Source organism: Ensifer adhaerens (assembly GCF_002007205.1).
GTDB classification, from domain to species: domain Bacteria; phylum Pseudomonadota; class Alphaproteobacteria; order Rhizobiales; family Rhizobiaceae; genus Ensifer; species Ensifer adhaerens_D.
In genome coordinates, this window is the sequence record NZ_LAZS01000006.1 from 337753 (window position 1) to 360689 (window position 22937).

Below are 22937 nucleotides of genomic sequence, written 5' to 3' on the forward strand. Positions count from 1 at the left end.
CTGGGATGGCACCGCTTTTCGACATGTTCGCGCAGGCGCAGAACGGCAAGGCCATCGAGTTGATGGCGCAACAGTTCGGCATCGCCCAGGAGCAGATGACGAAGGCGACGGCGGCACTGCTGCCGGCCTTCTCGGCAGCCTTCAAGCGTAATACCGCCAACCCTTACGATTTCGGCGCCTTGCTGACGGCGCTCGGCAGCGGCAACTACGCCAAATACTTCGAAGACATGAGGCAGGCCTTCACGCCACAAGGCATGGCCGACGGCAACGGCGTTCTCGGGCAACTCTTCGGCTCGAAGGAAATGTCGCGCGCGATCGCCGCGCAGGCGGCCCAGGTCACCGGCATCAGCCAGGAAATCTACAAGCAGATGCTGCCTGTCATGGCCGATACGCTGATGGGCGGGCTGTTCAAGCAGACGACCGGGCAGTTTGCAGCGGCAGGCGATGCCTTCGCCAACAATCCGATGGCTGCGGCCATGCGGCAGTGGATGGAGGCCGCCGGCTTTGCCAAGAAGCCGGAACCGCAGCCCAACCCATTCGACAATCCTTTCACCCAGGCGATGCAGGGCTTTTTCGGCATGGCTCCGAAGAAGGAAGAGAAGCCGAAGACAGCAGACGTCTTTGCCGACAACCCCTTCGTCAAGGCATTCCAGGACATGATGCAGGCGGGTGCTGCCGGCGCGCAGAAGCCGCCAGCCGACAATCCAGCGACCGCCCAGTTTTCGCAGGTGATGAACAGCCTGTTCGACACCGGGCTGGAGATGCAGAAGGAATACCAGAAGAACGTCGAGGCGCTGTTCGACATGTATAAGACGGGACCCGGCACGAAGGGCTGAGGCTGCGGCCGACGGTCAATCCCCGCTCACACTGTCCCGCGCCCTCGGCGGCGGCAGCAACGCCTGAGTGCGAGAGCTGCACGGTCTCTTTACCGTCTCTTCCGAAAAGAAAAAGGCCCGGTACATGTCTTGGTCATGCACCGGGCCAAGCGGCAGGGTCTATTGGCTCTACCCTGCGGGGAACGTTTGGGCGCGCGACGCGCTGGTCAGCAGCACCAAAACTCCGGATTTCGCAGCATGATCCGCGGCGGCGGCTGGCTTTCGCGGATCATGCTCGACTGGCACATCTCAAGCGGCGGGATGCGCCATTGGGGGACGATCAATCGTGGCGGGCCCCTTTGAAGAAGAGGCTCGCCCGGTTCCGCGACGCGCGCGTCAGGTAGCTCGCCGGATTGTCGAAGAAGGGCGAGGTGATCGCCTCGCGCACGTCTTCTCGCTTCAGCCCCATGTCGAGGAGCTGGCGGTCATCCAGATCATTCAGACGGCCGATCGCGTAGCGATTGCGGAGTTGCTGCCATACGGACGTCAGCGTGCCTGTCACGCCGACGGCACGGGAGGCATAGGACTGCTTTCCTGCAACGAGGTCGAGATCGAGGGCGGGCTGGGTCGTGCGCATGACAATTCTCCTTTCAGGCACGAAGAGGCCCATCCCCTGCGGGGGAGGTCAAACGCAGGGGCGGGCCAAAGAGTTTGGGATTCGCCGGCGAATTGCCGGCCGGGATCGATGAATTTGCCCCCAATTGATCGCAAATCCTTATTGATCAGTCCAACGAATGTTTTTAATGATATTCATCAAACAATCTTATGGATGCATCACGGCCATGTCCGCACCCCTTGATATCGACCAGCTCCAGACCTTTGTCGCGATCGCCGACACGGGCAGCTTCACCAAGGCGGCCGACCGGGTCTTCAAGACTCAATCCGCCGTTTCCATGCAGATGCGTCGCCTGGAAGAGCGCATCGGCAAGGCGCTCTTTATGAAGGACGGCCGCGGCAACCGGCTGACGGTCGAAGGCGACCGGCTACTCAATTTCGCCCGCCGCATGATCCGGCTCAACAACGAGGCGATCGCCTCCTTCGACGACAATCGCCTCGAAGGCACGCTCAGGATCGGCACGCCCGACGACTATGCCGACCGCTACATGCCAGAGATCATCATGCGGTTCGCGAAGACCCATCCGAACGTCGAGCTTTACATCGTCTGCGAGCCCTCCGTGGATCTCGCCGAGAAGATGGCCAAGGGCGACCTCGACATCGCGCTCGTCACCCATAATCCGCGTGCCCGCGCTTCGGACGTGGTGCGCACCGAGCCGCTCTGCTGGGTGGGCTCGATCAACCATCCGCTGCCCGAGAACGCGCCGATCCCGCTCGCCGTCGGCCGGCGCGACTGTCTGTGGCGGCAGGCGGCCTGCGCCGCCCTCGACGCCACCGGGCGCGAATACCAGATCCTGTTCACCAGCTGGTCGTCGACGGTCGTCGCGGCTGCCGTTCTTGCCGGCATGGCCGTGTCCGTCCTGCCGGAATCGGCTCTTCGTCCGGGCATGAAGGTACTGACGCTTGCCGACGGGTTCCCGGCGCTGGCGCCGGTGCAGATCGGCATCATGAAGCGGCCGGGGCTTTCGCCGTCGCTGTCGAATGCGATCAGCAACCACATCACCGCCTGCCTCGACAACATCACGCCGATCAGCGCCAATGACGACCTCGAGGCCGACATCAAGGGCTTCCCGCGTTATCCGCGCCTGAGGCAAAGCCACATGTTGCCGGGCTGGTAAGAGCGAGATGCAGAGACCATAGAGGCCACGCACCGTGAGGTCCGTGGCCTTTTTCTTTTCCGGGGGCGGGACGAGTACCCTCCCCGCCTATTCGGCAGCGGTGCTGACGGTCTCCGCCTCGTAGCCGTACGCCGCCTGAAGCGCCGCACGCACGCCGGCTTCATAATCCGGGTGGACGAGCTTGAAGTGCGCAAGCTGGCGCTCGACGATCAGGCCCGGTACGCCGCCCATCGCAGATGCGATGTTGGAAAACAGCCGCGCCTTCTGCCCGGCGTCGAACAGGTTGAACAACGCCCGCGGCTGGCTGTAGTCGTCGTTGCCGTCACGGTGATCAAAGCGGCCCATGTCGCCGCTGATGCGCAGCGGCGGCTCCATCGCGGACGGCTGCTCGACCGGACCGTTGAACGAATTCGGCTCGTAGTAGGCGTCCGGACTACCAGTCTGGATGCCGCCGAACGTGTTCATCTGGCCATCACGGTGATAGTGATGCACCGGGCATTTCGGCCGGTTGACCGGGATGTGCTCGTAGTGTGTGCCGAGCCGGTAGCGGTGAGCGTCGGCATAGGAGAAGAGCCGCGCCTGCAGCATCTTGTCCGGCGAAAAGCCGATGCCCGGCACGATGTTGGATGGCGAGAAGGCGGCGTTCTCGACCTCGGCAAAGTAGTTCTCCGGATTGCGGTTGAGTTCCAATACGCCGACCTCAATCGGCGGATAGTCCGCATGCGGCCACACCTTGGTGACGTCGAAGGGATTGTAGGGGGTCTTTTCCGCCTCGAGTTCGGGCATGATCTGCACCTGAAGCGTCCAGCGCGGATAGTTGCCCTCCTCGATCGCGCCGTAGAGCGCTTCCTGATAGCTCTCGCGCGTCCGGCCGATCACGTCCGCAGCCTCGGCGTTCGTATAGTGCTTGTGGCCATGCTGGGTCTTGAAATGGAACTTGACCCAATAGCGCTCGCCGGCATCTTTCCAGAGCGAGAAGGTGTGCGAGCCGTAGCCGTTCATGTGCAAGGGCGATACCGGACATCCGCGATCGGACATCAGGATCGTGACCTGATGCAGGCTCTCCGGCGAGAGCGACCAGAAATCCCACATGGCGGTTGCCGAGCGCAGGTTGGTCTTCGGGTGCCGTTTCTGGGTGTGGATGAAGTCCGGGAACTTGTAGGCATCGCGGACGAAGAAGATCGGTGTGTTGTTACCCACGAGGTCCCAGTTGCCCTCAGGCGTATAGAACTTCAGCGCGAAGCCGCGCACGTCGCGTTCGGCGTCGGCAGCGCCCAGTTCACCGGCAACGGTCGAGAAACGCGCCAGCATCGGCGTTTCGGCCCCCGGCTGCAAAACCTTGGCCTTGGTGTATTTCGAGATATCGCCTGTTATCTTCAGCGTGCCATAGGCGCCCCAGCCCTTGGCGTGCACGGCGCGCTCGGGAATGCGCTCGCGGTTTTGATGCGACAGCTTCTCGATAAGCTGGTAGTCCTGCATCATGACGCCGCCGCGCGGGCCGGCCGTCAGCGAGTTCTGGTTGTCCGGCACCGGCGCACCGGCGCTCGTCGTCAATATGGGTCGATCAGACATCGTGTCCTCCTGTCAAAAGATTTCGCGCCCGGGAGATCGGACAGGGCTGCCCGATCGCAGCTTGAGGCGCTGCCGGCCGCAAACTGCGCGGCGATCAAAGCCCGAACGCTCTGGCAAGAGGTTTTTCCCACAGCGCCTCGATAATCTCCAATTGCATAAAAATTAAAAATCGATAGGATTTTCCTATTATGCTTACACTTCGACAGATGCGCTATTTCGAGGCGCTTGCCTCCGCTCGCCACTTCGGCAAGGCGGCCGAACTCGTCCATGTCAGCCAGCCGGCGCTCTCCGCCCAGATCATGGAAATGGAGAACCACCTGGGCGTAAAGCTCGTCGAGCGCAGCCGCAGCGGCATCTTCCTCACGCGCAAGGGCGAGGAAGTGCTGGCCCGGACCCGCGCCATCCTCGCCGAGGTGGATCAACTGGAGCTCAGCGCACGCGCCAGTTCCGGCACGCTCGAAGGGCGGATCCGCATCGGCGTCATCCCGACACTCGCCCCCTATCTCGTACCGCGGCTGGTGCCGCACCTGCGCCGCGTTTATCCGGCGATCGAGATCGAACTGAAGGAGTCGGTGACGTCAAGACTGGTCGCCGATCTCGGCGAGGGCCTGCTCGATGCCGTCGTCGCCGCCTTGCCGATCGAAACCGACGGGCTTTCGACGAAACCGCTCTTCTCCGACCGCTTCTACATGGCAATGGCGGATGACGAGCGAAACATCCTGATGTCGCCGCTGACCGAAGATCAGGTGGATGTCGAACAGTTGCTGCTGCTCGAGGAAGGCCATTGCTTGCGCGACCAGGCGCTCGCCGTCTGCAGCACCGCGGGCAAACGACGCCTCGTTTCGTTCGGCGCCACCTCGATGACGACGCTGCTGCAGATGGTCGCCAACGGCATGGGCATGACGCTCATCCCCGAAATCGCCATTCCAACCGAGGCGGCCCGCAACTCCATCCGCATCGTGCCCTTCGCCGCACCCGAGCCGGCGCGCGAAATCGGCCTCGTCTGGCGGCGCAGCAGCGCGCGCGAGCGCGACATGGAAGCGCTCGCCGCGGCGATCAGCGGCTGCGCCGACGACATTCTCCAGGCAGCCGCGGCCTGAGCTCAGGCGAGTTTGGTCTTCAGGAACTCCACCGTCCGGCTCCAGGCGAGGTCCGCTGCGGCCTTGTCGTAACGGGCAGCCGACGTGTCGTTGTTGAAGGCGTGGTTGACGCCGTCATAAACATAGATGGTCGCGTCCTTGCCATCGTCCTTCAACGCCTTCTGGTAGGCCTCGATACCGGCGTTGATGCGCTCGTCGAGCCCGGCATAGTGCAGCAGCAAGGCGGCCTTGATCTTTGGCACATCCTCGGCCTTGGGCTGGGCGCCGTAATAGGCAACGCCCGCCTTCAGGTCCGGCGAGCCGACTGCCAGCCGGTTGACGAGACCACCGCCCCAGCAGAAGCCGATGGCGCCGACCTTGCCGGTCGATTGCGCGTGTCCTTCGAGAAACGCCACAGTCGCAGCCGCATTCGCCGTCGTTGCGGCGGCATCGAGCGCGCCGATCATCTCGCGTGCCTTATCCTCGTCCGTCGGTGTTCCGCCCGCAGGCGACAGGAAATCCGGGGCCAGCGCCAGGAAGCCTTCCAGCGCCATGCGCCGCGCGACGTCGCGGATATGCGGGTTCAGCCCGCGGTTCTCGTGAATGACGATGACGGCCGGTAGCTTGCCGCCCGCCTCGGCCGGGCGGACGAGATAACCTTTCATGTCGCCGCCGGCGCCGGGATAAGAGATATCCTCGCCCGTGACGCGGCTATCGGTCGGGGCGACGATTTCCGCCTTGGCGCCGTTGGCGGCCAGCAGTGGCGCGATCGCGGCGGCTGCAGCAGCCGAACCGGCCAGTCCGGTGAGCTTTTCCATGAAACGACGGCGGTCGAGGGTCAGATGCGTGTATTCGTCATAGGCATCGACCATCGCCTGGGTGATTTTCGGTTCCTGCATGTCGGCCTCCTTCGGTTCTTATCTCCCGCGGCGGCAGACAGAACCGCCCGCGACAGAATAAGTCGGCGGGCGGGATCGAACAGACAAACTTGCGTTACCGCTTCGTGTTTCCTCCTGAACGGTCAGCCGTTGAGGTCGAGCACGATGCGACCGTCGATCTTGCCCTCCTCCATACGTTTGAAGATCGCGTTGATGTTTTCGATCTTGTCCCAGGTGAAGTGCGAGGCGACCTTGCCCTCGCCGGCAAATTCCAGCGATTCCTCGAGATCCTGGCGCGTGCCGACGATCGAGCCGCGGATGGTGATGCGCTTCAGCACCGTGTCGAAGATCGGCAGGCACATCTGACCCGGCGGCAGGCCGACCAGCGCCATCGTCCCCTTGGAGCGCAGCATGTTGAAGGCCTGCTCCATCGCCTTCGGTGCAACGGCCGTGACCAATGCGCCATGGACGCCGCCGGTCGCATCTCGCACCTGTTCGACCGCGTCCTTGTCGCGCGCGTCGACGACGAGGTCCGCGCCGAGTTTTCTTGCGAGTTCCAGCTTGTCCGGGAAGATGTCGACGGCGGCGACATGCATGCCCATCGCCTTGGCATATTGCACGGCCATGTGGCCGAGGCCGCCGATACCGGAAACCAATGCCCATTCGCCCGGACGTACCTCGGTTTCCTTCAGGCCCTTATAGACGGTGACGCCGGCGCAGAGGATCGGGGCAGCCGGTCCAAATTCGAGTTTGTCCGGCAGGCGGCCGACGAAGTCCGGATCGGCGAGCCCGTACTGGGCAAAGGTACCGTTGACCGAATAGCCGGTATTCTGCTGGCTGCCGCAGAGCGTCTCCCAGCCGGTGCGGCAAGGCGTGCAGCCGCCGCAGGCCGTGTGCAGCCACGGCACGCCGACGCGGTCGCCTTCCTTCAGCCGCGCAACGCCGCTGCCGAGCTTGGCGACATAGCCGACACCTTCGTGTCCGGGAATGAATGGCGGCTTCGGCTTGACCGGCCAATCGCCGTTGGCGGCGTGCAGGTCCGTGTGGCACACGCCCGTCGCCTCGTATTTGATCAGCACCTGGCCGGGACCCGGCTCCGGTATCGGCACATCCTCGATTACCAGCGGCTTGCCGAATTCGCGCACCACGGCGGCTTTCATCGTTGCGGTCATCTCGTCCTCCGATGCGTTGTTGCCCAACGTCGACGCAAGACCGCCGCCTCGTTGCGAGGCCCACGGTCACGCTAACGGCAGCAAGATTACTCCCAAAAGCGATGGAGGGCATTTGACACGCATCAAGGCGCGACGATCGATGTGAAAATTGTCTCAGATTTGAGTCAGATAGCGGGCCGCAACAGCTCAGCTCATCACCATCCAGACGGCAAGCCACACCCACATGGCAAACAGCGTCGCGACGCCGCCCATGAACAGCGGCCGACGATAGCGGATGCGGTTGCTGGTGACATGCACGAAGGCGTGCGCATAGCGCAAGAGGACGAAGAGCCAGGCGAGCGCAAGCGAGGCGATGTTGTCCGCTTCGGTGATATAGAGCAGCACGCAGCAGACGTAGAACAGAACCGGCAGCTCGAACTGGTTGGCGATGCTGTTCTTCACCACCAGGCTTTCGCCCGGTTCGTCGCGGTTTTCGCGAAACTGGGCGGCGTTCGCCTTACCGGCGCGCACCAGCCCCATCCGGCGGAAGGAGAGAAGGGCGTAAAGGCAGAAGACGAGAAACACGTGGGCCACGATCGGCCAGAAGATCTCGAAACCCGTCATTACGCCTACTCCCTCAAATATGCCTACGCTAAAAAGACAGAGGGCGCCGCGAGATCACGCGGCGCCCTTCGAAATGCAAGCGCGATCAGTGCGCGCCCGGATAGTTCGGGCTTTCGCGGGTGATCGTCACGTCATGGGCGTGGCTTTCACGCAAGCCCGCGCCGGAGATGCGCACGAACTGGGCGCGCTCCTGGTATTCCTTGATCGTCGGGCCGCCGACATAGCCCATGGAGGCCTTGAGGCCGCCGGCGAGCTGGTGCAGCACGCCCGCAACCGGCCCCTTGTAGGGAACCTGGCCTTCGATGCCCTCGGGAACCAGCTTCAGGGTGTCGCGCACTTCCGCCTGGAAGTAGCGGTCTGCCGAGCCGCGGGCCATGGCGCCGACGGAGCCCATGCCGCGATAGGCCTTGAACGAGCGGCCCTGGTAAAGGAATACTTCGCCCGGGCTTTCGTCGGTGCCCGCGAGCAGCGAGCCGATCATGACGGCCGACGCGCCGGCAGCGATCGCCTTGGCAAGGTCGCCGGAGAACTTGATGCCACCATCGGCGATCACGGGAATGCCGGCCGCCTGTGCGGCTTCGACGGCGCCCATGATCGCGGCCAGCTGCGGCACGCCGACGCCGGCGACGATGCGGGTGGTGCAGATCGAGCCCGGACCGATACCGACCTTGACCGCATCCGCGCCGGCATCGATCAGCGCCTTGGTGCCGGCGGCGGTGGCAACGTTGCCGGCCATGATGCGAACCGAGTTCGAGAGCTTCTTGACGCGGGCGACGGCATCGAGAACGCGCTGCGAATGGCCGTGAGCGGTATCGACGACGATCAGGTCGACGCCGGCATCGATCAGCCGCTCGGCACGTTCGAAGCCGTCATCGCCGACCGAGATGGCGGCGGCGGCGCGAAGGCGGCCCTGCGCATCCTTCGAGGCGTTCGGGTTCAGCTGCGCCTTTTCGATGTCCTTGACGGTGATGAGACCGACGCAACGGCCGTCGCCATCGACGACGAGCAGCTTCTCGATGCGATGGGCGTGCAGCAGGCGCTTGGCCTCCTGCTGGTCGACGCTTTCCTTGACCGTGACGAGGTTCTCATGGGTCATCAGCTCGTGGATCTTCTGGTTCGGATCCGAGGCGAAGCGGACGTCGCGGTTGGTGAGAATGCCAACGAGGCGGCCCTGCTTCTGGCCACCGGCGCCGCCGTTTTCAACAACCGGAATGCCGGAGATGCCGTGCTGCTTCATCAGGCCCAGCGCATCGGCGAGCTTGGCGTCGGGGCCGATCGTCACCGGATTGACGACCATGCCGCTTTCGAACTTCTTGACCTGGCGAACCTCTTCGGCCTGCTCGGCCGGCGTCAGGTTGCGGTGGATGACGCCGATGCCGCCGGCCTGTGCCATGGCAATCGCGAGGCGCCCTTCGGTGACCGTGTCCATTGCGGAAGAGAGGATCGGCAGGTTGAGGTCGATGTCCTGCGCGATGGTGGTCGCGATATTGGTCTGACCCGGCATGACTTCGGAATGTCCGGGCAGGAGCAGGACGTCGTCGAAGGTCAGAGCCTCCAGACCAGTTGCCGTTTCGATGATGCGCGCCATGGCCAATTCCCTTCAAATAGCGAAAACCCCCGGGGACGGGCTGCGATTTGTCCACCGGGCGACTTCAAAGCGTGTCTTGGAAGTTGGCGAGGGCTCGTAACACGGATATGTCAGGATGAAAATAGCCAAAGCCGGGAAATGTCCCGCCTTCGGCCGATATTTGTTGCAGAGCAGCATTTTCGCACGATTGGACCGGGAACCGTTCAGATATCGAGCTGGTAGCTGACGGGCACGAAGCGGTAACCCTCGCCCTGCTTCTCGACGAAACCGACGGCCGGAAACGGCATGTGGTAGCCGATGAAGGGCAACCGTTCGCTGGCGATCATGTCGAACACCCGACGGCGCGTTTCCGCGGCCTTCGCCTTGTCCATGTCGAAGCGCACTTCCCAGTCGGGGCGCTGCAGCGACAGCACATAATGGTTGGCGGTATCGGCCGTCAGCATCAGCGCCTTGCCGTCGGAATCCAGACGAAATACCATGTGCCCCGGCGAATGGCCGAAGGCGGCAATGGCTGATATGCCGGGCACGACCGCGGCGCCGTCGCCGATGAAGGTGGTCTTTTCCGCCAGTGGCACGACCTTTTCCAGCACGGCCTTGTGGCCGTTTTCCGCCGGCGTTCCGGCGCGCGCCGGATCCTTCCAGAAGGCGTATTCGACTTCGCCCATCACAAAGCGGGCATTGGCGAAAGCCGGCTGACCGGCCTCCATGAGGCCGCCGATGTGATCGCCATGCATATGGGTCACCACGACAACGGACACCTGTTCCGGCGAATAGCCGGCGGCGCGGATGCCGTCGAGCAGACGGCCAGCGCCAGCTTCGCGACCGCCCTCACCCATGCCCGTGTCGAAGAGCACGAGGTCCGATCCGGTATCGACGAGGACAGGCGAATAGCTGTTGAGCAGGACATCCGTCGGCAAAAAATTCTGCTGCAGCAGGTCGGCCACCGCCTGCTGCGGCTGGTTGGTGCCGTAGGTCTCGTGCGGCTTGTCGCTGACGCGCGTGCCGTCATTGATGGCGATGACCTTGAAGGCGCCAAGCTTGAGAGATCGGATCGGGGGAGCGTTTATCATTTCGCTGTTTTCCATTTTTTCCTGGGCCACCGCAACGCCCGTCAGCAGCGACGGCGCCGCAAGCACGCCAAGCGTGCCCGCCCCCATCAAGGTCCGACGCTTCATCGACATCTCACTCATGGTCCAATCCCTTTTCCCTGTTGGATCCGTTGCCGGGACAGGCAACTGGGCCAGAACTAGCGTCTTGACAGCAAAGGCCAGTCGGGATCACAGGCTTTTGATCCGCAATCACCGGTTTCGCCCCGACAAAAGCCATCACCGGCACTATTAGCTTCTGCCTATCGCCGACCGTCCGAAGCATCGATTCATGAACCGTATCGTCCCGATGATCCTCGCCGTCGCTCTTTTCATGGAGCAGATGGATTCGACCGTGATTTCCACGTCGCTGCCGGCGATCGCCCGCGACATCGGCGTCGGGCCGATTACGCTGAAGCTGGCGCTGACCGCTTACATGGTGGCGCTGGCGATCTTCATCCCCTTGAGCGGCTGGATGGCCGACCGCTTCGGCGCCAAGAAGATTTTTCGCGCCGCGATCCTGGTCTTCATTGCCGGCTCTGTTCTCTGTGCCATGTCGAACAGCCTGCTCGCCTTCGTCTTCTCGCGCTTCCTGCAGGGCATGGGCGGAGCGATGATGACGCCGGTCGCCCGCCTCGTGCTGGTGCGCGGCACGCCGCGCAGCGAACTCGTCTCGGCCATGGCGCTGCTGACGATCCCGGCGCTCGTCGGGCCGCTCGCCGGACCGCCGCTCGGCGGCTTCATCACCACCTATTTCTCCTGGCACTGGATCTTCCTGATCAACGTGCCCGTCGGCATCGCCGGCTATATCCTCTCCGGCATCTACCTGCCGAAGATGGAGCCGCTCAACCCGCCGCCGGTCGACGCTATCGGCTTCCTGCTCGGCGGTATCGCTGCCTCCGGCATCGTCTTCGGCCTGTCGGTGATCAGCCTGCCGGCGCTGCCCCCCATCGTCGGCATCGCCTCGGTATCGATCGGCCTCGTATCGGCGCTGCTCTACATCCGCCATGCGCGGCGGCATCCGGCCCCGGTTCTCGACCTCAAGCTCTTCCGCGACAACGCCTTTCGCGCCGCCTCGATCGGCGGCACGATCTTCCGCATTTCGGTCGGCGCCGTTCCTTTCCTGATGCCGCTGATGCTGCAGGTGGGCTTCGGGCTCAACCCGTTCCAGTCGGGCCTCATCACCTTCATCGGCGCCGTCGGCGCCATCACCACCAAGTTCTATGCCCGGCGCGTGCTCGCCTTTGCCGGCTTCCGAACCACGCTGATCATCGCCGCCATCATTGCGGCGATCACCACGTTTGCCAACGGCTTCTTCACCCCGGAGACGCCCTATCTGGTGCTGATCACCATTCTGCTGATCGCCGGCTTCGCGCGGTCGTTCTTCTTCACCAGCGTCAACGCGCTGTCCTTCGCCGATATCGACGATGCCGACGCCAGCAAGGCGACCTCGATGAGCGCGGTGCTGCAGCAGATCAGCCTTGCCCTCGGCGTCGCGGTCGCCGGCGCAATCCTCGAGATCGAGACCAAGCTCAGCGGCGGGCCGCTGCAGCTCGACGATTTCCACATGGCCTTCATGATCATCGCCGGCGCCAATCTGATCGCGGCGATCCCGTTCCTCACCATGGCGAAGAATGCCGGATCGTCCGTATCGGGGCACCGGCTGCCGGCGCGCGAAGTCGAGACGGCGGCGGGCAAGTAGTTCGCGCGGGCAGCTCCTGCCCGCCGCGGCGCGCCGTTCGAAGAGCTTCCGTGGCTCGAAGACGCCCGGGGCGCGTCGCGCTCTTTCACCTTCTGATATGTCGCGCGGCGGCGGCGCAAGACAGCCGCGCACCCTTGCACGACTAGCTCAGTAGTTGGCCAGCCACTGTTCGGCGCCCAGATCCCCGAACCGCGGCTTCACCCCGAGTAGGGGGGCTGCGCGACCGATGATCGCCTTGACCATCGGGGCGGCATTGGCGGCGGCCGTCCGCCCGCCGTTTTCTCCGGTTTTCGGCGCATCGATGATCGAGAGCACGATGTATTTGGGCTTGTCCATCGGGAAGGCGGCAAGGAAGGCGTTGAAGTTGATGTCCTTGGCATACTTGCCGTTGATGACCTTGTCGGCCGTGCCGGTCTTGCCGCCGACATGGAAGCCTTCCACCTGCGCTCGCCTGCCGGAACCCTTCACGCCGTTCCAGTTGTAGAGGAAGCGCATGTCGGCGCTGGTCGTTTCCTTGATCACGCGTTGAGAAACGAACTTCGTTTCCTCCGGCGTGCGCGGCAGGAAGGTCGGCGGGAGCAGGTGACCGCCATTCATCAGCGCCGCGGCGGCGACGGCCGTCTGCAGAGGCGTGGTCGCCACGCCGTGCCCGAAGGAAATCGTCACCGAGTTGATCTTCTTCCAGGTGCGCGGCTGGGTCGGGATGGCGACCCCCGGCATTTCGGTTTGCATTTTCGACAGCAGGCCCAGTTTCGTCAGGAACTGCTGATGGCCCTCGATCCCGACCATATCGGCGACCGCTGCCGTGCCTATGTTGGAGGAGAACTGGAACACCTCGGGGATCGACAGCGGCCGGTTCTTGCCCTTGAAGTCCTTGATGGTGAAGCCGCCCATGCGGATCGGCCGCGAGGCGTCGACCACCGAATTCAGGTTGACCTTGCCCGCATCCAGCCCCATCGCCAGCGTGAAGCTCTTGAAGGTCGAGCCCATTTCGAAGGTGGCATTGCTCATCCGGTTGAACCAGCCCTTCTCGTACTCCTTGTCGACGCCGCCGCCGGGCAAGGTTCGCGAGGGTTCGTTCGGATCGTAGTCAGGCACGGACGCCATGGCGAGCACCTCGCCGGTTTCGGCATCGAGAACCACCGCGCCGGCCGCTTCGGCCTCGTAGGCGGTCATCGCGTTCGCCACCACCTCGCGCACGATGTTCTGCACGCGCAGATCGATCGACAGCCGCACGGGCTCGAGCGAGGCATTGCTGGTGAGGCCGACCGCCCGCAGATCGGCAAAGCCCTGCTGGTCGAGATAGCGCTCTATGCCCGCCAGCCCCTGATTGTCGACATTGACGTGACCGAGAATGTGCGAAGCGGTGACACCGCCGGGATAGAAACGACGCTTTTCCGGGCGGAAACCGATGCCGGGAATGCCGAGCGCCAGAATGTCGGACTGCTGCTTCGGGGTGAGCTGGCGCCGCAGCCACTGGAACGCCGAACCGGACTGAAGCTTGCGGTGCGTGTCGCGCCAGTCGAGATTGGGGATCACCGTCGCGAGCTTCTCCACGACCTCGTCGGCGTCGACGATCTTGCGCGGCTCCGCATAGAGCGACATCGTGTTGAGATCGGTCGCCAGCAGGTGGCCGTTGCGGTCGACGATATCGGGCCGCGAGGCGATGACATGGCCGCTGCCACCGATCGATGCAGTATCGGCCGGTTCGGCAAAACCATATTGCACGAGACGCCCGCCGACCACGAGGAAGACGACGGCAAAACCGGCGATCAAGATTCCCACGCGCTGCCGCGCCTGGTTCCGGCGGCCGGCGCTGGTGCCGATGATGACCCCCGGCTTGCCGGCACCATTCCTCTTTACAGAAAAATGCGCCCGGCTTCTGAGCCGAACGGCAAGCGAAATCATCGACATAAAGGTACTTCCACATGCAGGCCAACCGAGCACGTGCTCGACCCGTCGCCAATCGTCGATCGGCAGCCAGCGCTCGGTGGAATTTAAAACCTTAGGAGGTCCTAATGGACCAGAGAGTACCACCAGAGTTGCACCCAACTGGTTAATGGCCGATTAACCACGATGCGCCGTCTTTTGGGGGGACGGGGTTTCGGAAGGCGATCAAAGGTGCGGCCGATCGGCACAGGCCGACCCGGCCCCGTCCTTCATCATCAGGAAATCGCTGGAAACTCGGCGCCCGCGAGGGCAGTTACTCCGGCCGCTCGCAGACGGCGGCGATCTTGTTGCCGTCGTGATCGCGAACCCAGGCACCATAAAAACTTGCGTGAAACGGGCGCAGGCCCGGCGCACCCTCGTCCGTACCGCCATGGGCAAGGGCTGCCGCATGAAAAGCGTCGACAGCGGCGCGCGTCTCGGCTGCAAGCGCGATGCTCACGCCATTGCCATAGGTGGCGGGAGCGCGGTCGAAGGGCGTCACCACCCAGAAGCGGATGCGGTCGCCCTCAGCACCATAGCCGATCTCGGTCTCATCCTGCCGCTGCCGATAGTAGCCGAGCGCCGGCATTACCGCATCATAGAACGCGCCGGCGCGTGTCAGATCGTTACTGCCGACGGTGACGTAAAGCAGCATGTTACTCGGCCGCCTCGTCTTCGGTTTCCGTCTCGCTGCCGGCCTTCTGACGTCCCTTGAAGCCCTTGGCGAGCAGGAACATCTCGACCGATTCGGCGCGCGACGAGGCCGGCTTCACGTGGATGACCTGGCGGAAATTCTGCTTGAGCATGTTGAGCAGGTCACGCTCGGTGCCGCCCTGGAAGGTCTTCGCCAGGAAGTGACCGCCCTCGGCAAGCACGTCGACGGCAAAGTAGGCAGCAACCTCGCAAAGATGCATGGTGCGCAGGTGATCGGTCTGGCGGTGGCCGGTCGTCGGCGCCGCCATGTCCGAAATCACCAGGTCGGGCGTCCCCCCGATCGCTTCCATCAGCTTGCCCGGCGCCTCAGGATCAAGAAAGTCCATCTGCAGGATGCGCACGCCCGGGAGGGGGTCGACCTCAAGGAAGTCGATGGCCGCGACCCGCGGGTCGGCGTCAGTCGAATTGGTGACCTTGGCGGCGATCTGCGACCAGCTTCCGGGGGCAGCGCCCAAGTCGATGATGCGGCGCGCGCCGTTGAGAATCTTGTGCTTCTCGTCGATCTCAAGAAGCTTGAACGCCGCGCGGGCGCGGTAGCCCTCGAGCTGCGCACGCTGCACATAGGGATCGTTGATGTGACGCTCGATCCAGCGGCGGGAGGATGCCTTGAGCTTGCCCTTCTTCACCTTCTGGCCAAGCTTGCGGCCGCTGCGATTGCCGCCAACAGGGGGTTTCGTCATGGCTTGTTTCCTTCCTGGCTGCCGGAGGCGTTGGAGCCACGCAGGTGGCGGCGCGGCCGCGAGCGGCGCCAGGCACCGTCGTCCGCCATCATATCGGTGAGCAGGCCTTCACGCAGGCCACGATCGGCAACGCGCATGCGCGTCGACGGCCAGCGCCGGCGGATCGCTTCGAGGATGGCGCAGCCAGCAAGCACCAGATCGGCGCGATCCGGGCCGATGCAGGGATTGGCGGCGCGCGCGTCGAAATCCCAGGAGAGAAGCCGCGCCTGCATGGCCGAGACTTCATCGTCGGTCAGCCACAGGCCATCGACACGGCGGCGATCATAGCGCGGCAGGTCGAGATGTACGCCGGCAAGGGTCGTCACCGTGCCTGAGGTGCCGATCAGGTGGAAACCACTGCCGGACGTGCCGTTCGCCAGAGCTTCGACAGGCGGGCTGTCGAAGCGGGAAAGCATGCCTTCCACTTCCTGCACCATCGCCTCGAAGCTTGTCGGCGTCACGTGCTGGCCGCCATGGCGCTCCGACAGCGTGACGACGCCGACCGGCAGCGAGGTCCAGTGGGTGATGTGGTTGGCGAGCCGGTTCGAGCGCGAATCACCGATGCGGATGACGGCGATCTCGGACGAACCACCGCCGATATCGAAGAGCACGACCGAGCGAGTCTCGCGGTCGACCAGCGACGAGCAGCCGGAGACGGCAAGCCGGGCCTCGGTTTCGCGGTTGATGATTTCGAGTTCGAGACCGGTTTCGCTCGCAACCCGCTGAAGGAAGCTTTCGCCGTTTTCAGCGGCACGCGCGGCCTCGGTCGCGATCAGGCGACTACGGCGGATCGTGCGGGCGCCGAGCTTCAAGGCGCAGACCCTCAGTGCCTCGACGGCGCGCTCCATCGCCTCGTCCGACAGCCGGCCGCTGGCGCCGAGCCCTTCGCCCAGGCGAACGATGCGCGAGAAGGCATCAACCACTCGGAACTGGCCGGGACGCGTCGGCTGCGCGATCAGCAGACGGCAATTGTTGGTGCCGAGGTCGAGTGCCGCATAGAGCGGCGCCGGCGGCTCGCTGGCGGCGACATAGGGCGCGCGCGGCTGTTCGCGTTCGGAGCGGTTGCCCGGCCGTGGCTGCCCAGCCGCCTGGCTACCGCCGGCGGGAGAAGCCTGCCGTGCATGGCCGCCGCCATCGGCGACGCGCTGCGGCGCAGACTGGCGTTCGCCGCTGGTGAGCGGACGTCCCTGAAGCCCGCGGCGATGCCTGGCCTTCTTGCTGCGCTTGTGGCCCTTGCGTTCGCCAAGAGACGGATCGACGACCTGAACGCCGCCCTGCGCTGCGGATCCGGCCTGAGCCTGCTGTTTTGCTGATTTCGAACGCCGCCGCCGCTTGCGCTTGTGCGCCTGCTCCGGTTCGTTCGCTCCTGCGGGACGCCCTGCCTGGCCGGCTGCGCCGGGCTGGCTGGCAATTGCAGACGGCGAAGCAGACGACTTGCGTCGTTTGCGCTTGCCCTTGCCGTTGCGCGGACCGAGCTTCGATCCATCACCGCGGCCTGCTGCCGACGCCCCGGATTCGGACGGCTTATCGCCGTGATCGGGGTCTTTCACTTGTTTCAACCATGGCGCCGCGCAAGCCCTTAAGGCCGCTCAAGGCGCTCTCTCGATTTTTCGTTGGCGCGACTGTACCAGCGCCAGCCCCAATCGCCAAACTGTTTTTGACAGCGCCGCCAAGGGCTAAGGCGACAGGCGCCGCACCTTCGCCTATCACGTTCCCCGCCTCCCCGCCGAGCCCACCCTCGCCGACTCGCCGCGGTCCCGCCTCACAGCCTCCGCCCCACAGCCCCCCCGCCTCACAGCAATGAAATCCGCAAACCGGTGCATAAAGCCCGGCCGCCACAACGAGATCGCATTTTTTTGCCAAAAGGTATTTGCATTGGCCGCGCTTTTGTTTATAAGCCCGCCAACCGACGCGACGGGCAGCGCCCGACAGCGACCTTGGGGAATAGGTTAACGGTAGACCAGCGGACTCTGACTCCGTTAGTCCTGGTTCGAATCCAGGTTCCCCAGCCAATTCTCTCGGCAAGTTTCGATAAAAACCCCAGCGATATGCGGAACACGCGCCGCCGGGCAGCTGCCAATACGATGTTCTGCCTGACGATCCAGATGGTCGAACCGGCAAGCGATTCGTCCGGGCGAGATTTCCGTTGCCCAACCGGCCACGATGGCCTCCCGGCGGTAAAATCAGCTACAATACGGCCATAAAGACTGCCGCTTCCGTGTTTGCGGATATTCAGATCCCTTCGAGAGGCGCATAATCGTCGCTGCCCACAATCGATCAGGCGGAGACAGGCCGATGCTTGAGACAAAAGCGGATGCGGCATATGCGATCGAGTACTTCCAGGAACATCCGGAAGCCGGGCTGTGCCGGGAAGGGCGGCGCTGGTGGATCACGCCCAACGCAAACGAGACCGATCGACGGGTTCTGAGCCTCGACACCGCCGAAGCGGAACGGCTGAAGGAGGACGCCCGCCTTCAGGCAGTCGCTGATATCGCCCATGCAGGCCGATCCCTTTGGGTCATGAGAGACATGACTTAGCGGACGCGTGCCGCCGGCAAGCGAACATTTCTAGAGCAGTCCCCTCCCCGCAAGGTTGCGCATCAGCGCAGCCGCGCCAAAACTCCAGGGCGCACATTCCGTCGAAAGCCTGACGGTATTGGTCAGCGAGCCGAGTTCGACATTGGTGATCGTCACCTTGTCGCCGAGCTTGTGGGTGAAGCCCTGGCCCGGTTCGTCGCGGTCCTCGACGGGCGCAAAGAGCGTACCCAAGAACAACATCAGACCATCGGGATACTGATGATGCGGGCCGATCGTCTGGGCGACGAGATCGAGCGGATCGCGGCTGATTTCGGCCATCGAACTGCGGCCTGCCAGCCGGTAGCCGTCTTCGCCTTCGACCAACAGGCTGAGCTCGGCCCGGCGGACGTCGTCGATCGTGTAGCTTTCGTCGAAGAGCCGGATGAAGGGGCCGATGGCGCAGGAGGCGTTGTTGTCCTTGGCCTTGCCGAGAAGCAGCGCCGAGCGCCCCTCGATGTCGCGCAGGTTGACGTCGTTGCCGAGGGTGGCACCCCTCACCTGGCCGTCCGATGCAACCGCAAGCACGATCTCCGGCTCCGGATTGTTCCAGCGCGAGGCCGGGTGCAGGCCGACATCGGCGCCCGGGCCAACCGCCGAGAGCGCTTGCGCCTTGGTGAAGACTTCCGCGTCCGGGCCGATGCCGACTTCCAGATATTGCGACCAGACGCCCTCCTCGACCAGCGCGGCCTTGACGCGGGCTGCTTCCGGCGAGCCCGGCTTCAGGTTCCGCAGGCTGTCGCCAAAGACATCGGTGACACGGGCGCGGATCGCTTCGGCGCGGGACGCATCGCCCGCCGCCCGCTCCTCGATCACCCGCTCGATCATGGAGCGGGCGAAGGTGACGCCGCAGGCCTTCACCGCCTGGAGGTCGCAGGGCGCGATGAGATGGATATGCGCCGGATCCGTCTCTTGCGCATGGATATCCTCAAGCGAGAGGAGGTGTTCACCCGGTGCGGCGCGGGCATGATGAACCGGATCCGAAAGTTCGAGCAGGTCGCGCATGGTCGGCGTCACCCTGGAGGTGATGTCGTAGAGCGCGCCGTCCCGCAGGACGACAAGCGACGGCCCCGCGACATCCGGCCGCCAGACACGGCCGACAAAGGTGCCAGTGCGAAATGCCGGATCGGTCATGCCTTCCATCCTCCCGTAAGCGCCTATTTCTTGCAGCGGAAGGCGGGGCTGTAAAGCCGGCGGCGGCGCTCGGGCTTCCCCAGGGTTGCAGCGGCCGGAACATTGCAAATCCTCATACGTTTATGCTTATGCCACGCGCCCTCCGGGCGCCCTTGTCGCACGTTGTCGCGACGGCGCGAAATCCGGTGCCTCGACTGCCGGGAAGGTTCAGGAGCAGTCGCATCGAGGCCAGGAGGACGCCAGGAAAAGGATGAACGCAATGAACCAGCACGAAGAGTTCAAGGAAAAGCCCGTGATCGATCCGGTGACCGGGCAGCCCTTGCCGCAGACGCAAACGCAGATGAGCGACGTGCCGCCTCCCGCCCGATCGGGGCGCAGCAACTGGCCGATCGTCATCATCCTGCTCGCCGGCCTGGTGCTGGCGCTGATCGCCTGGCTGCCGGCCGAACTCAGCCGCGACACAGCCGACACGGCAGCGCCGCCGGCGACCACTGACCAGCCGGCGACCGGCACGACCACGGCGCCCGCAGACACGGGCACGGCTCCCGCCGGTGGGACCACGACCCAGCCGGCACCCGAAGCGACACCGCAGGCTCCTGAGACGCAGGGTTCCGCCCCGAATTCAACTCCGGGCACGACGCCCGGCATGACGCAGCCGGCGCAGTAAACGGAGCGAGTGTCGTTCCAGTGGGCCGGAGCTTCGCTCCGGCCTTCCGACCTTCCCATTTTCGTGACGCATCGCGAGCGACGAAGCAGCGGGTTCCGTCGAGCGTCCGGTCAGTGCGGCCGGACGGTTGCTGCGATCATCGTATCCCAGCCGCCGGCGGCGCAGTCGGCGATCGCGAGCAAGGTCTCCCGTGTGGCGCCGTCGCGCGCGCCTATCGACATGCCGTGCTGCAGCGAGGCGACATAGGCGGCGATCGCCGCGCAATCGACGCCCGCAGGCATGTCGCCTTCATCGACCGCGCGCTCGAAACGCCGCTCGAGCGCTGTCTGCTTCTCCAGCCGACGCCGTTTCAGGGCGCCGCAGACCTCCGGATCCCCACCTGCCATTTGCGGTGCCGACAGGACCACCATGCAGCCTCTCGGCTCGCCACGCCGGGTAAAATTCTCGGCGGTACGCCGCAAAAGGTCGTGCACTGCCGCCTTTGCCGTCGGAACGGTTTCAAGCTCATCCCAGATGCCGGCGCCATCGGTGCGGCCATAGAGGTCCACGGCCTCGATGAAGAGCTCGGCCTTGCTGCCGAAAGCCGCGTAGAGGCTCGGCGGGTTCAGCCCCATGGCCCGGGTGAGATCGGAGAGCGAGGTGTTGTCATAGCCTTTGTCCCAGAAGAGCTGCATGGCGCTCGCAAGCGCTTCGTCCCTGGAGAAGTTGCGTGGCCGCCCGCGGCTCATCGTGGCTGATCCTTTTTGTATCAATCAATACATAAATCGCTTGACAGCAGGTGGCAAGTTGTTTCTCCATATATGTATCAATCACTACAAATATGGAGAAACCAGTGACGAATTTGAAGGACAAGGTGGCCCTGGTGACAGGCGGCAGCCGCGGCATCGGCGCGGCAATCGCAAAGCGGCTGGCGGCCGACGGCGCGACGGTTGCGGTGACCTACAGCCAGTCGAAAGAAAAGGCCGAGGCACTGGTGGCAGAGATCAAGAGGGATGGCGGCAGCGCGCTGGCGATAAAGGCGGACAACCGCGATCCGGGGGCGGTCGAGGCTGCCGTCAAGACGGTCGCGGATAAACACGGCCGCATCGACATTCTCGTCAACAATGCCGGCGTCTTCGACGCCGGAACGGTGAACGAAGTGACCTCCGACGATTTCGACCGAACGATCGACGTCAATGTAAAGGCAGTGTTCCTGGCGACCCGGGCGGCAGCCGCGCATATGCCCGAGGGCGGACGCGTCATCTCGATCGGCAGCAATCTCGCCGCCCGCGTGCCCTGGCCGGGCATGAGCCTCTATGTGCTGAGCAAGAGCGCGCTGATCGGTTTCACCAAGGCGGTGGCGCGCGATCTCGGGCCGAAGGGCATTACCGTCAACATCGTCCATCCGGGCTCCACGGACACGGACATGAACCCCGCCAACGGCGAACTCGCGGATCCCCAGCGCGGCCTGATGGCGATCCCCCGTTTCAACGAGGCGGGCGATGTGGCGGGCGTCGTCGCGTGGCTTGCGGGGCCTGACGGGCGCAGCGTGACGGGCGCCGAGTTCACCATCGACGGCGGCACCAACGCCTGATCAAGCAAAAAAACAGGGCCGGAAACACAGCTTTCGGCCTTGTTCTTTCGTGATGCGACGGCTGCGGACCTCGTCAGGCCAGGAAGCGCTCCGGCCGGTAGGGCGCGATATCGATGACCGTCTTTTCTCCGGTCATTGCTTCCGCCAAAGCCCGGCCGGTCACCGGCCCGAGCGTCATGCCGTGATGCGCGTGGCCGAAGGCAAACCACAGGCCCTCGTGGCGCGGCGCCTTGCCGATAAGCGGCATCATGTCCGGCGTGCAGGGGCGCGCGCCCATCCACGGCTCTTCGTCGCGGCGTTCGGCAAGCGGGAAGAATTCGCGCGCCACCCGCTCGGCCCGCGTCAGCTGCACCGGCGTTTTCGGCGCGTCGCGCCACGCAAATTCCGCACCGGTCGTCAAACGGATGCCACGCAGCATCGGCGCCAGGAAATAGCCCTTCTCGGCATCAAGTACCCAGTTGTTGAGCTGCGCGCCCTCCTCAGTGCCGTAGTGCATGTGGTAGCCGCGCTTGACCGCAAGCGGGAAATGATAGCCGAGCTTGCGGGTGACCGTGTCGGCCCAGGGGCCGAGCGCCACAACCACTTCGCGGGTCTCCAGCGGGCCCTCCGGGGTGGCGACGCGCCAACCGGGGCCTTCAAGAATATGTTCCGTCGTCGCCGCATCGCCGGAAACGAGCCGGCCGCCCAGCGACTGGAAGTAGGCGAGATAGGCCTTGTTGAGGCTGTGCGGATCGCGGATCGACCAGGGATCGCTCCAGCGCAGACCGCCGACGAGATCGGCCTTGATCGAGGGTTCCAGCGTCTTCAGTTCGCTCGTCGAAAGCTTCTGGTGGTTGACGCCGAAGCCGGCGGAAAGCTTTTCCGCCTCCTTGTAGGCAGCGTCGCGTTCCTTCTCCGTGCGGAACACCTTCATCCAGCCGTCCTTGCGGATGAGATCGCCGGCGCCGGAGGCCTCGATCAGATCCTGGTGCTCGGTGATCGAGTGCTCGATCAGCGGCGCATAGAGCTGGGCGATGCGTCGGTGCTGGGTAAAACCGGAGTGCCACCAGTAGCGCGCGAGGAACGGCACCAGGCCCGGAAGGGCGCGGAAATGGTAATGGGCGTCGATGGTGTTGTTGAGCGCATAGCGAAAGAGCGCGCCGAAATCATGCGGGAAGCCATAGGGAAAGACGCCTTCGCGCTGGATCAGGCCGGCGTTACCGTAGGAGGTTTCCTCGCCGGGACCGCGGCGGTCGAGTAGCACCACCGACTTGCCGCGGCGGGCGAGATGGATGGCGGTGGAAATGCCTACGATGCCGGCGCCCAGAACCACTACGTCAGTCTTCATCTCAGGCTGCCCC

21 protein-coding genes and 1 tRNA gene are annotated in these 22937 nt (G+C 64.3%); 8 read left to right on the forward strand and 14 right to left on the reverse strand.

The window, feature by feature from the left end; translation table 11 throughout:
* Positions 1–5: 5 nt before the first annotated feature.
* Entirely contained in the window at positions 6–836 is an 831-nt protein-coding gene (locus XB14_RS14275) for a DUF937 domain-containing protein (protein WP_077962264.1), read from the forward strand.
* A gap of 319 nt (positions 837–1155) precedes the next feature.
* Here XB14_RS14275 and XB14_RS14280 read toward each other — a convergent pair whose 3' ends face one another.
* Positions 1156–1452 (reverse strand): DUF1127 domain-containing protein, encoded by a 297-nt coding sequence (locus tag XB14_RS14280; RefSeq protein WP_077962265.1) that lies wholly within the window; start codon positions 1450–1452, stop codon positions 1156–1158.
* Positions 1453–1657: 205 nt separating this feature from the next.
* On the opposite strand from XB14_RS14280, the gene XB14_RS14285 reads away from it, so the two are divergent.
* On the forward strand, positions 1658–2608 hold the full coding sequence (locus tag XB14_RS14285) for a LysR substrate-binding domain-containing protein (protein ID WP_077962266.1): 951 nt from the start codon (positions 1658–1660) through the stop codon (positions 2606–2608).
* Between the two features lie 87 nt (positions 2609–2695).
* Here the strand turns inward: XB14_RS14285 and katA are convergent, their stop codons facing one another.
* Positions 2696–4180, reverse strand: coding sequence for a catalase KatA (katA, locus tag XB14_RS14290; protein WP_077962267.1), 1485 nt, complete (start codon positions 4178–4180; stop codon positions 2696–2698).
* Positions 4181–4368: 188 nt separating this feature from the next.
* Here katA and XB14_RS14295 point away from each other — a divergent pair, with 188 nt between their 5' ends.
* Positions 4369–5280, forward strand: a complete 912-nt coding sequence (locus tag XB14_RS14295) for a hydrogen peroxide-inducible genes activator (protein WP_077962268.1) — start codon at positions 4369–4371, stop codon at positions 5278–5280.
* A gap of 2 nt (positions 5281–5282) precedes the next feature.
* Here the strand turns inward: XB14_RS14295 and XB14_RS14300 are convergent, their stop codons facing one another.
* The 5 genes from XB14_RS14300 to XB14_RS14320 all read right to left on the reverse strand — a co-directional run bounded on the left by XB14_RS14300 (position 5283) and on the right by XB14_RS14320 (position 10690).
* Positions 5283–6158, reverse strand: coding sequence for a dienelactone hydrolase family protein (locus tag XB14_RS14300; RefSeq protein ID WP_077962269.1), 876 nt, complete (start codon positions 6156–6158; stop codon positions 5283–5285).
* 122 nt (positions 6159–6280) lie between these two features.
* Entirely contained in the window at positions 6281–7309 is a 1029-nt protein-coding gene (gene adhP, locus XB14_RS14305) for an alcohol dehydrogenase AdhP (protein WP_077962270.1), read from the reverse strand.
* 186 nt (positions 7310–7495) lie between these two features.
* Positions 7496–7912 carry an MAPEG family protein gene (locus XB14_RS14310; RefSeq protein ID WP_077962271.1) on the reverse strand — a complete coding sequence of 139 codons (417 nt, stop codon included), beginning with the start codon at positions 7910–7912 and terminating at the stop codon, positions 7496–7498.
* 85 nt (positions 7913–7997) lie between these two features.
* Positions 7998–9500, reverse strand: coding sequence for an IMP dehydrogenase (guaB, locus tag XB14_RS14315; protein ID WP_077962272.1), 1503 nt, complete (start codon positions 9498–9500; stop codon positions 7998–8000).
* Between the two features lie 203 nt (positions 9501–9703).
* Complete coding sequence (locus tag XB14_RS14320; protein WP_143348381.1) at positions 9704–10690, reverse strand: MBL fold metallo-hydrolase; 987 nt, start codon at positions 10688–10690, stop codon at positions 9704–9706.
* Positions 10691–10877: 187 nt separating this feature from the next.
* Here XB14_RS14320 and XB14_RS14325 point away from each other — a divergent pair, with 187 nt between their 5' ends.
* Positions 10878–12287 (forward strand): DHA2 family efflux MFS transporter permease subunit, encoded by a 1410-nt coding sequence (locus XB14_RS14325; protein WP_077962273.1) that lies wholly within the window; start codon positions 10878–10880, stop codon positions 12285–12287.
* Positions 12288–12434: 147 nt separating this feature from the next.
* Here the strand turns inward: XB14_RS14325 and XB14_RS14330 are convergent, their stop codons facing one another.
* The 4 genes from XB14_RS14330 to XB14_RS14345 form a co-directional block, all read right to left on the reverse strand.
* Positions 12435–14201 (reverse strand): peptidoglycan D,D-transpeptidase FtsI family protein, encoded by a 1767-nt coding sequence (locus XB14_RS14330; RefSeq protein WP_179119591.1) that lies wholly within the window; start codon positions 14199–14201, stop codon positions 12435–12437.
* A gap of 289 nt (positions 14202–14490) precedes the next feature.
* Positions 14491–14871, reverse strand: a complete 381-nt coding sequence (locus XB14_RS14335) for a VOC family protein (RefSeq protein ID WP_077962274.1) — start codon at positions 14869–14871, stop codon at positions 14491–14493.
* A gap of 1 nt (position 14872) precedes the next feature.
* Positions 14873–15610, reverse strand: coding sequence for an RlmE family RNA methyltransferase (locus XB14_RS14340; protein WP_077962275.1), 738 nt, complete (start codon positions 15608–15610; stop codon positions 14873–14875).
* A complete protein-coding gene (locus XB14_RS14345; RefSeq protein ID WP_077962276.1) occupies positions 15607–17199 on the reverse strand; it encodes a Ppx/GppA phosphatase family protein in 1593 nt (530 codons plus the stop codon). The genes XB14_RS14340 and XB14_RS14345 overlap by 4 nt, the downstream gene beginning before the upstream one ends.
* Positions 17200–17587: 388 nt before the next feature.
* On the opposite strand from XB14_RS14345, the gene XB14_RS14350 reads away from it, so the two are divergent.
* Together XB14_RS14350 and XB14_RS14355 are read left to right on the forward strand one after the other, a co-directional pair.
* Positions 17588–17661, forward strand: a tRNA-Gln gene (locus XB14_RS14350).
* A gap of 283 nt (positions 17662–17944) precedes the next feature.
* Positions 17945–18187 (forward strand): hypothetical protein, encoded by a 243-nt coding sequence (locus XB14_RS14355; RefSeq protein ID WP_077962277.1) that lies wholly within the window; start codon positions 17945–17947, stop codon positions 18185–18187.
* Positions 18188–18217: 30 nt separating this feature from the next.
* On the opposite strand, the gene XB14_RS14360 is transcribed toward XB14_RS14355, so the two are convergent.
* Complete coding sequence (locus tag XB14_RS14360; protein ID WP_077962278.1) at positions 18218–19357, reverse strand: fumarylacetoacetate hydrolase family protein; 1140 nt, start codon at positions 19355–19357, stop codon at positions 18218–18220.
* A gap of 250 nt (positions 19358–19607) precedes the next feature.
* Between XB14_RS14360 and XB14_RS14365 the strand changes: the two genes are divergently transcribed.
* The gene (locus XB14_RS14365) at positions 19608–20024 is read left to right on the forward strand and encodes a hypothetical protein (RefSeq protein ID WP_077962279.1); all 417 of its coding nucleotides are present in this window, start codon (positions 19608–19610) and stop codon (positions 20022–20024) included.
* A gap of 110 nt (positions 20025–20134) precedes the next feature.
* Here XB14_RS14365 and XB14_RS14370 read toward each other — a convergent pair whose 3' ends face one another.
* Positions 20135–20752: a TetR/AcrR family transcriptional regulator gene (locus XB14_RS14370; protein ID WP_077962280.1), complete on the reverse strand. Its 618-nt coding sequence runs from the start codon at positions 20750–20752 to the stop codon at positions 20135–20137.
* A gap of 92 nt (positions 20753–20844) precedes the next feature.
* Here XB14_RS14370 and XB14_RS14375 point away from each other — a divergent pair, with 92 nt between their 5' ends.
* Positions 20845–21597, forward strand: a complete 753-nt coding sequence (locus tag XB14_RS14375) for an SDR family NAD(P)-dependent oxidoreductase (RefSeq protein WP_077962281.1) — start codon at positions 20845–20847, stop codon at positions 21595–21597.
* Positions 21598–21670: 73 nt separating this feature from the next.
* Here XB14_RS14375 and XB14_RS14380 read toward each other — a convergent pair whose 3' ends face one another.
* The gene (locus XB14_RS14380; RefSeq protein ID WP_077962282.1) at positions 21671–22924 is read right to left on the reverse strand and encodes an NAD(P)/FAD-dependent oxidoreductase; all 1254 of its coding nucleotides are present in this window, start codon (positions 22922–22924) and stop codon (positions 21671–21673) included.
* Positions 22925–22937 lie beyond the last annotated feature (13 nt).

Coding starts and splice junctions, on each gene's coding strand:
- XB14_RS14275 (WP_077962264.1), top strand. CDS start 6: ATGGCACCGCTTTTCGACATGTTCGCGCAGGCGCAGAACGGCAAGGCC.
- XB14_RS14280 (WP_077962265.1), bottom strand. CDS start 1,452: ATGCGCACGACCCAGCCCGCCCTCGATCTCGACCTCGTTGCAGGAAAG.
- XB14_RS14285 (WP_077962266.1), top strand. CDS start 1,658: ATGTCCGCACCCCTTGATATCGACCAGCTCCAGACCTTTGTCGCGATC.
- katA (WP_077962267.1), bottom strand. CDS start 4,180: ATGTCTGATCGACCCATATTGACGACGAGCGCCGGTGCGCCGGTGCCG.
- XB14_RS14295 (WP_077962268.1), top strand. CDS start 4,369: ATGCTTACACTTCGACAGATGCGCTATTTCGAGGCGCTTGCCTCCGCT.
- XB14_RS14300 (WP_077962269.1), bottom strand. CDS start 6,158: ATGCAGGAACCGAAAATCACCCAGGCGATGGTCGATGCCTATGACGAA.
- adhP (WP_077962270.1), bottom strand. CDS start 7,309: ATGACCGCAACGATGAAAGCCGCCGTGGTGCGCGAATTCGGCAAGCCG.
- XB14_RS14310 (WP_077962271.1), bottom strand. CDS start 7,912: ATGACGGGTTTCGAGATCTTCTGGCCGATCGTGGCCCACGTGTTTCTC.
- guaB (WP_077962272.1), bottom strand. CDS start 9,500: ATGGCGCGCATCATCGAAACGGCAACTGGTCTGGAGGCTCTGACCTTC.
- XB14_RS14320 (WP_143348381.1), bottom strand. CDS start 10,690: ATGAGTGAGATGTCGATGAAGCGTCGGACCTTGATGGGGGCGGGCACG.
- XB14_RS14325 (WP_077962273.1), top strand. CDS start 10,878: ATGAACCGTATCGTCCCGATGATCCTCGCCGTCGCTCTTTTCATGGAG.
- XB14_RS14330 (WP_179119591.1), bottom strand. CDS start 14,201: ATGTCGATGATTTCGCTTGCCGTTCGGCTCAGAAGCCGGGCGCATTTT.
- XB14_RS14335 (WP_077962274.1), bottom strand. CDS start 14,871: ATGCTGCTTTACGTCACCGTCGGCAGTAACGATCTGACACGCGCCGGC.
- XB14_RS14340 (WP_077962275.1), bottom strand. CDS start 15,610: ATGACGAAACCCCCTGTTGGCGGCAATCGCAGCGGCCGCAAGCTTGGC.
- XB14_RS14355 (WP_077962277.1), top strand. CDS start 17,945: ATGCTTGAGACAAAAGCGGATGCGGCATATGCGATCGAGTACTTCCAG.
- XB14_RS14360 (WP_077962278.1), bottom strand. CDS start 19,357: ATGACCGATCCGGCATTTCGCACTGGCACCTTTGTCGGCCGTGTCTGG.
- XB14_RS14365 (WP_077962279.1), top strand. CDS start 19,608: ATGAACGCAATGAACCAGCACGAAGAGTTCAAGGAAAAGCCCGTGATC.
- XB14_RS14370 (WP_077962280.1), bottom strand. CDS start 20,752: ATGAGCCGCGGGCGGCCACGCAACTTCTCCAGGGACGAAGCGCTTGCG.
- XB14_RS14375 (WP_077962281.1), top strand. CDS start 20,845: ATGGAGAAACCAGTGACGAATTTGAAGGACAAGGTGGCCCTGGTGACA.
- XB14_RS14380 (WP_077962282.1), bottom strand. CDS start 22,924: ATGAAGACTGACGTAGTGGTTCTGGGCGCCGGCATCGTAGGCATTTCC.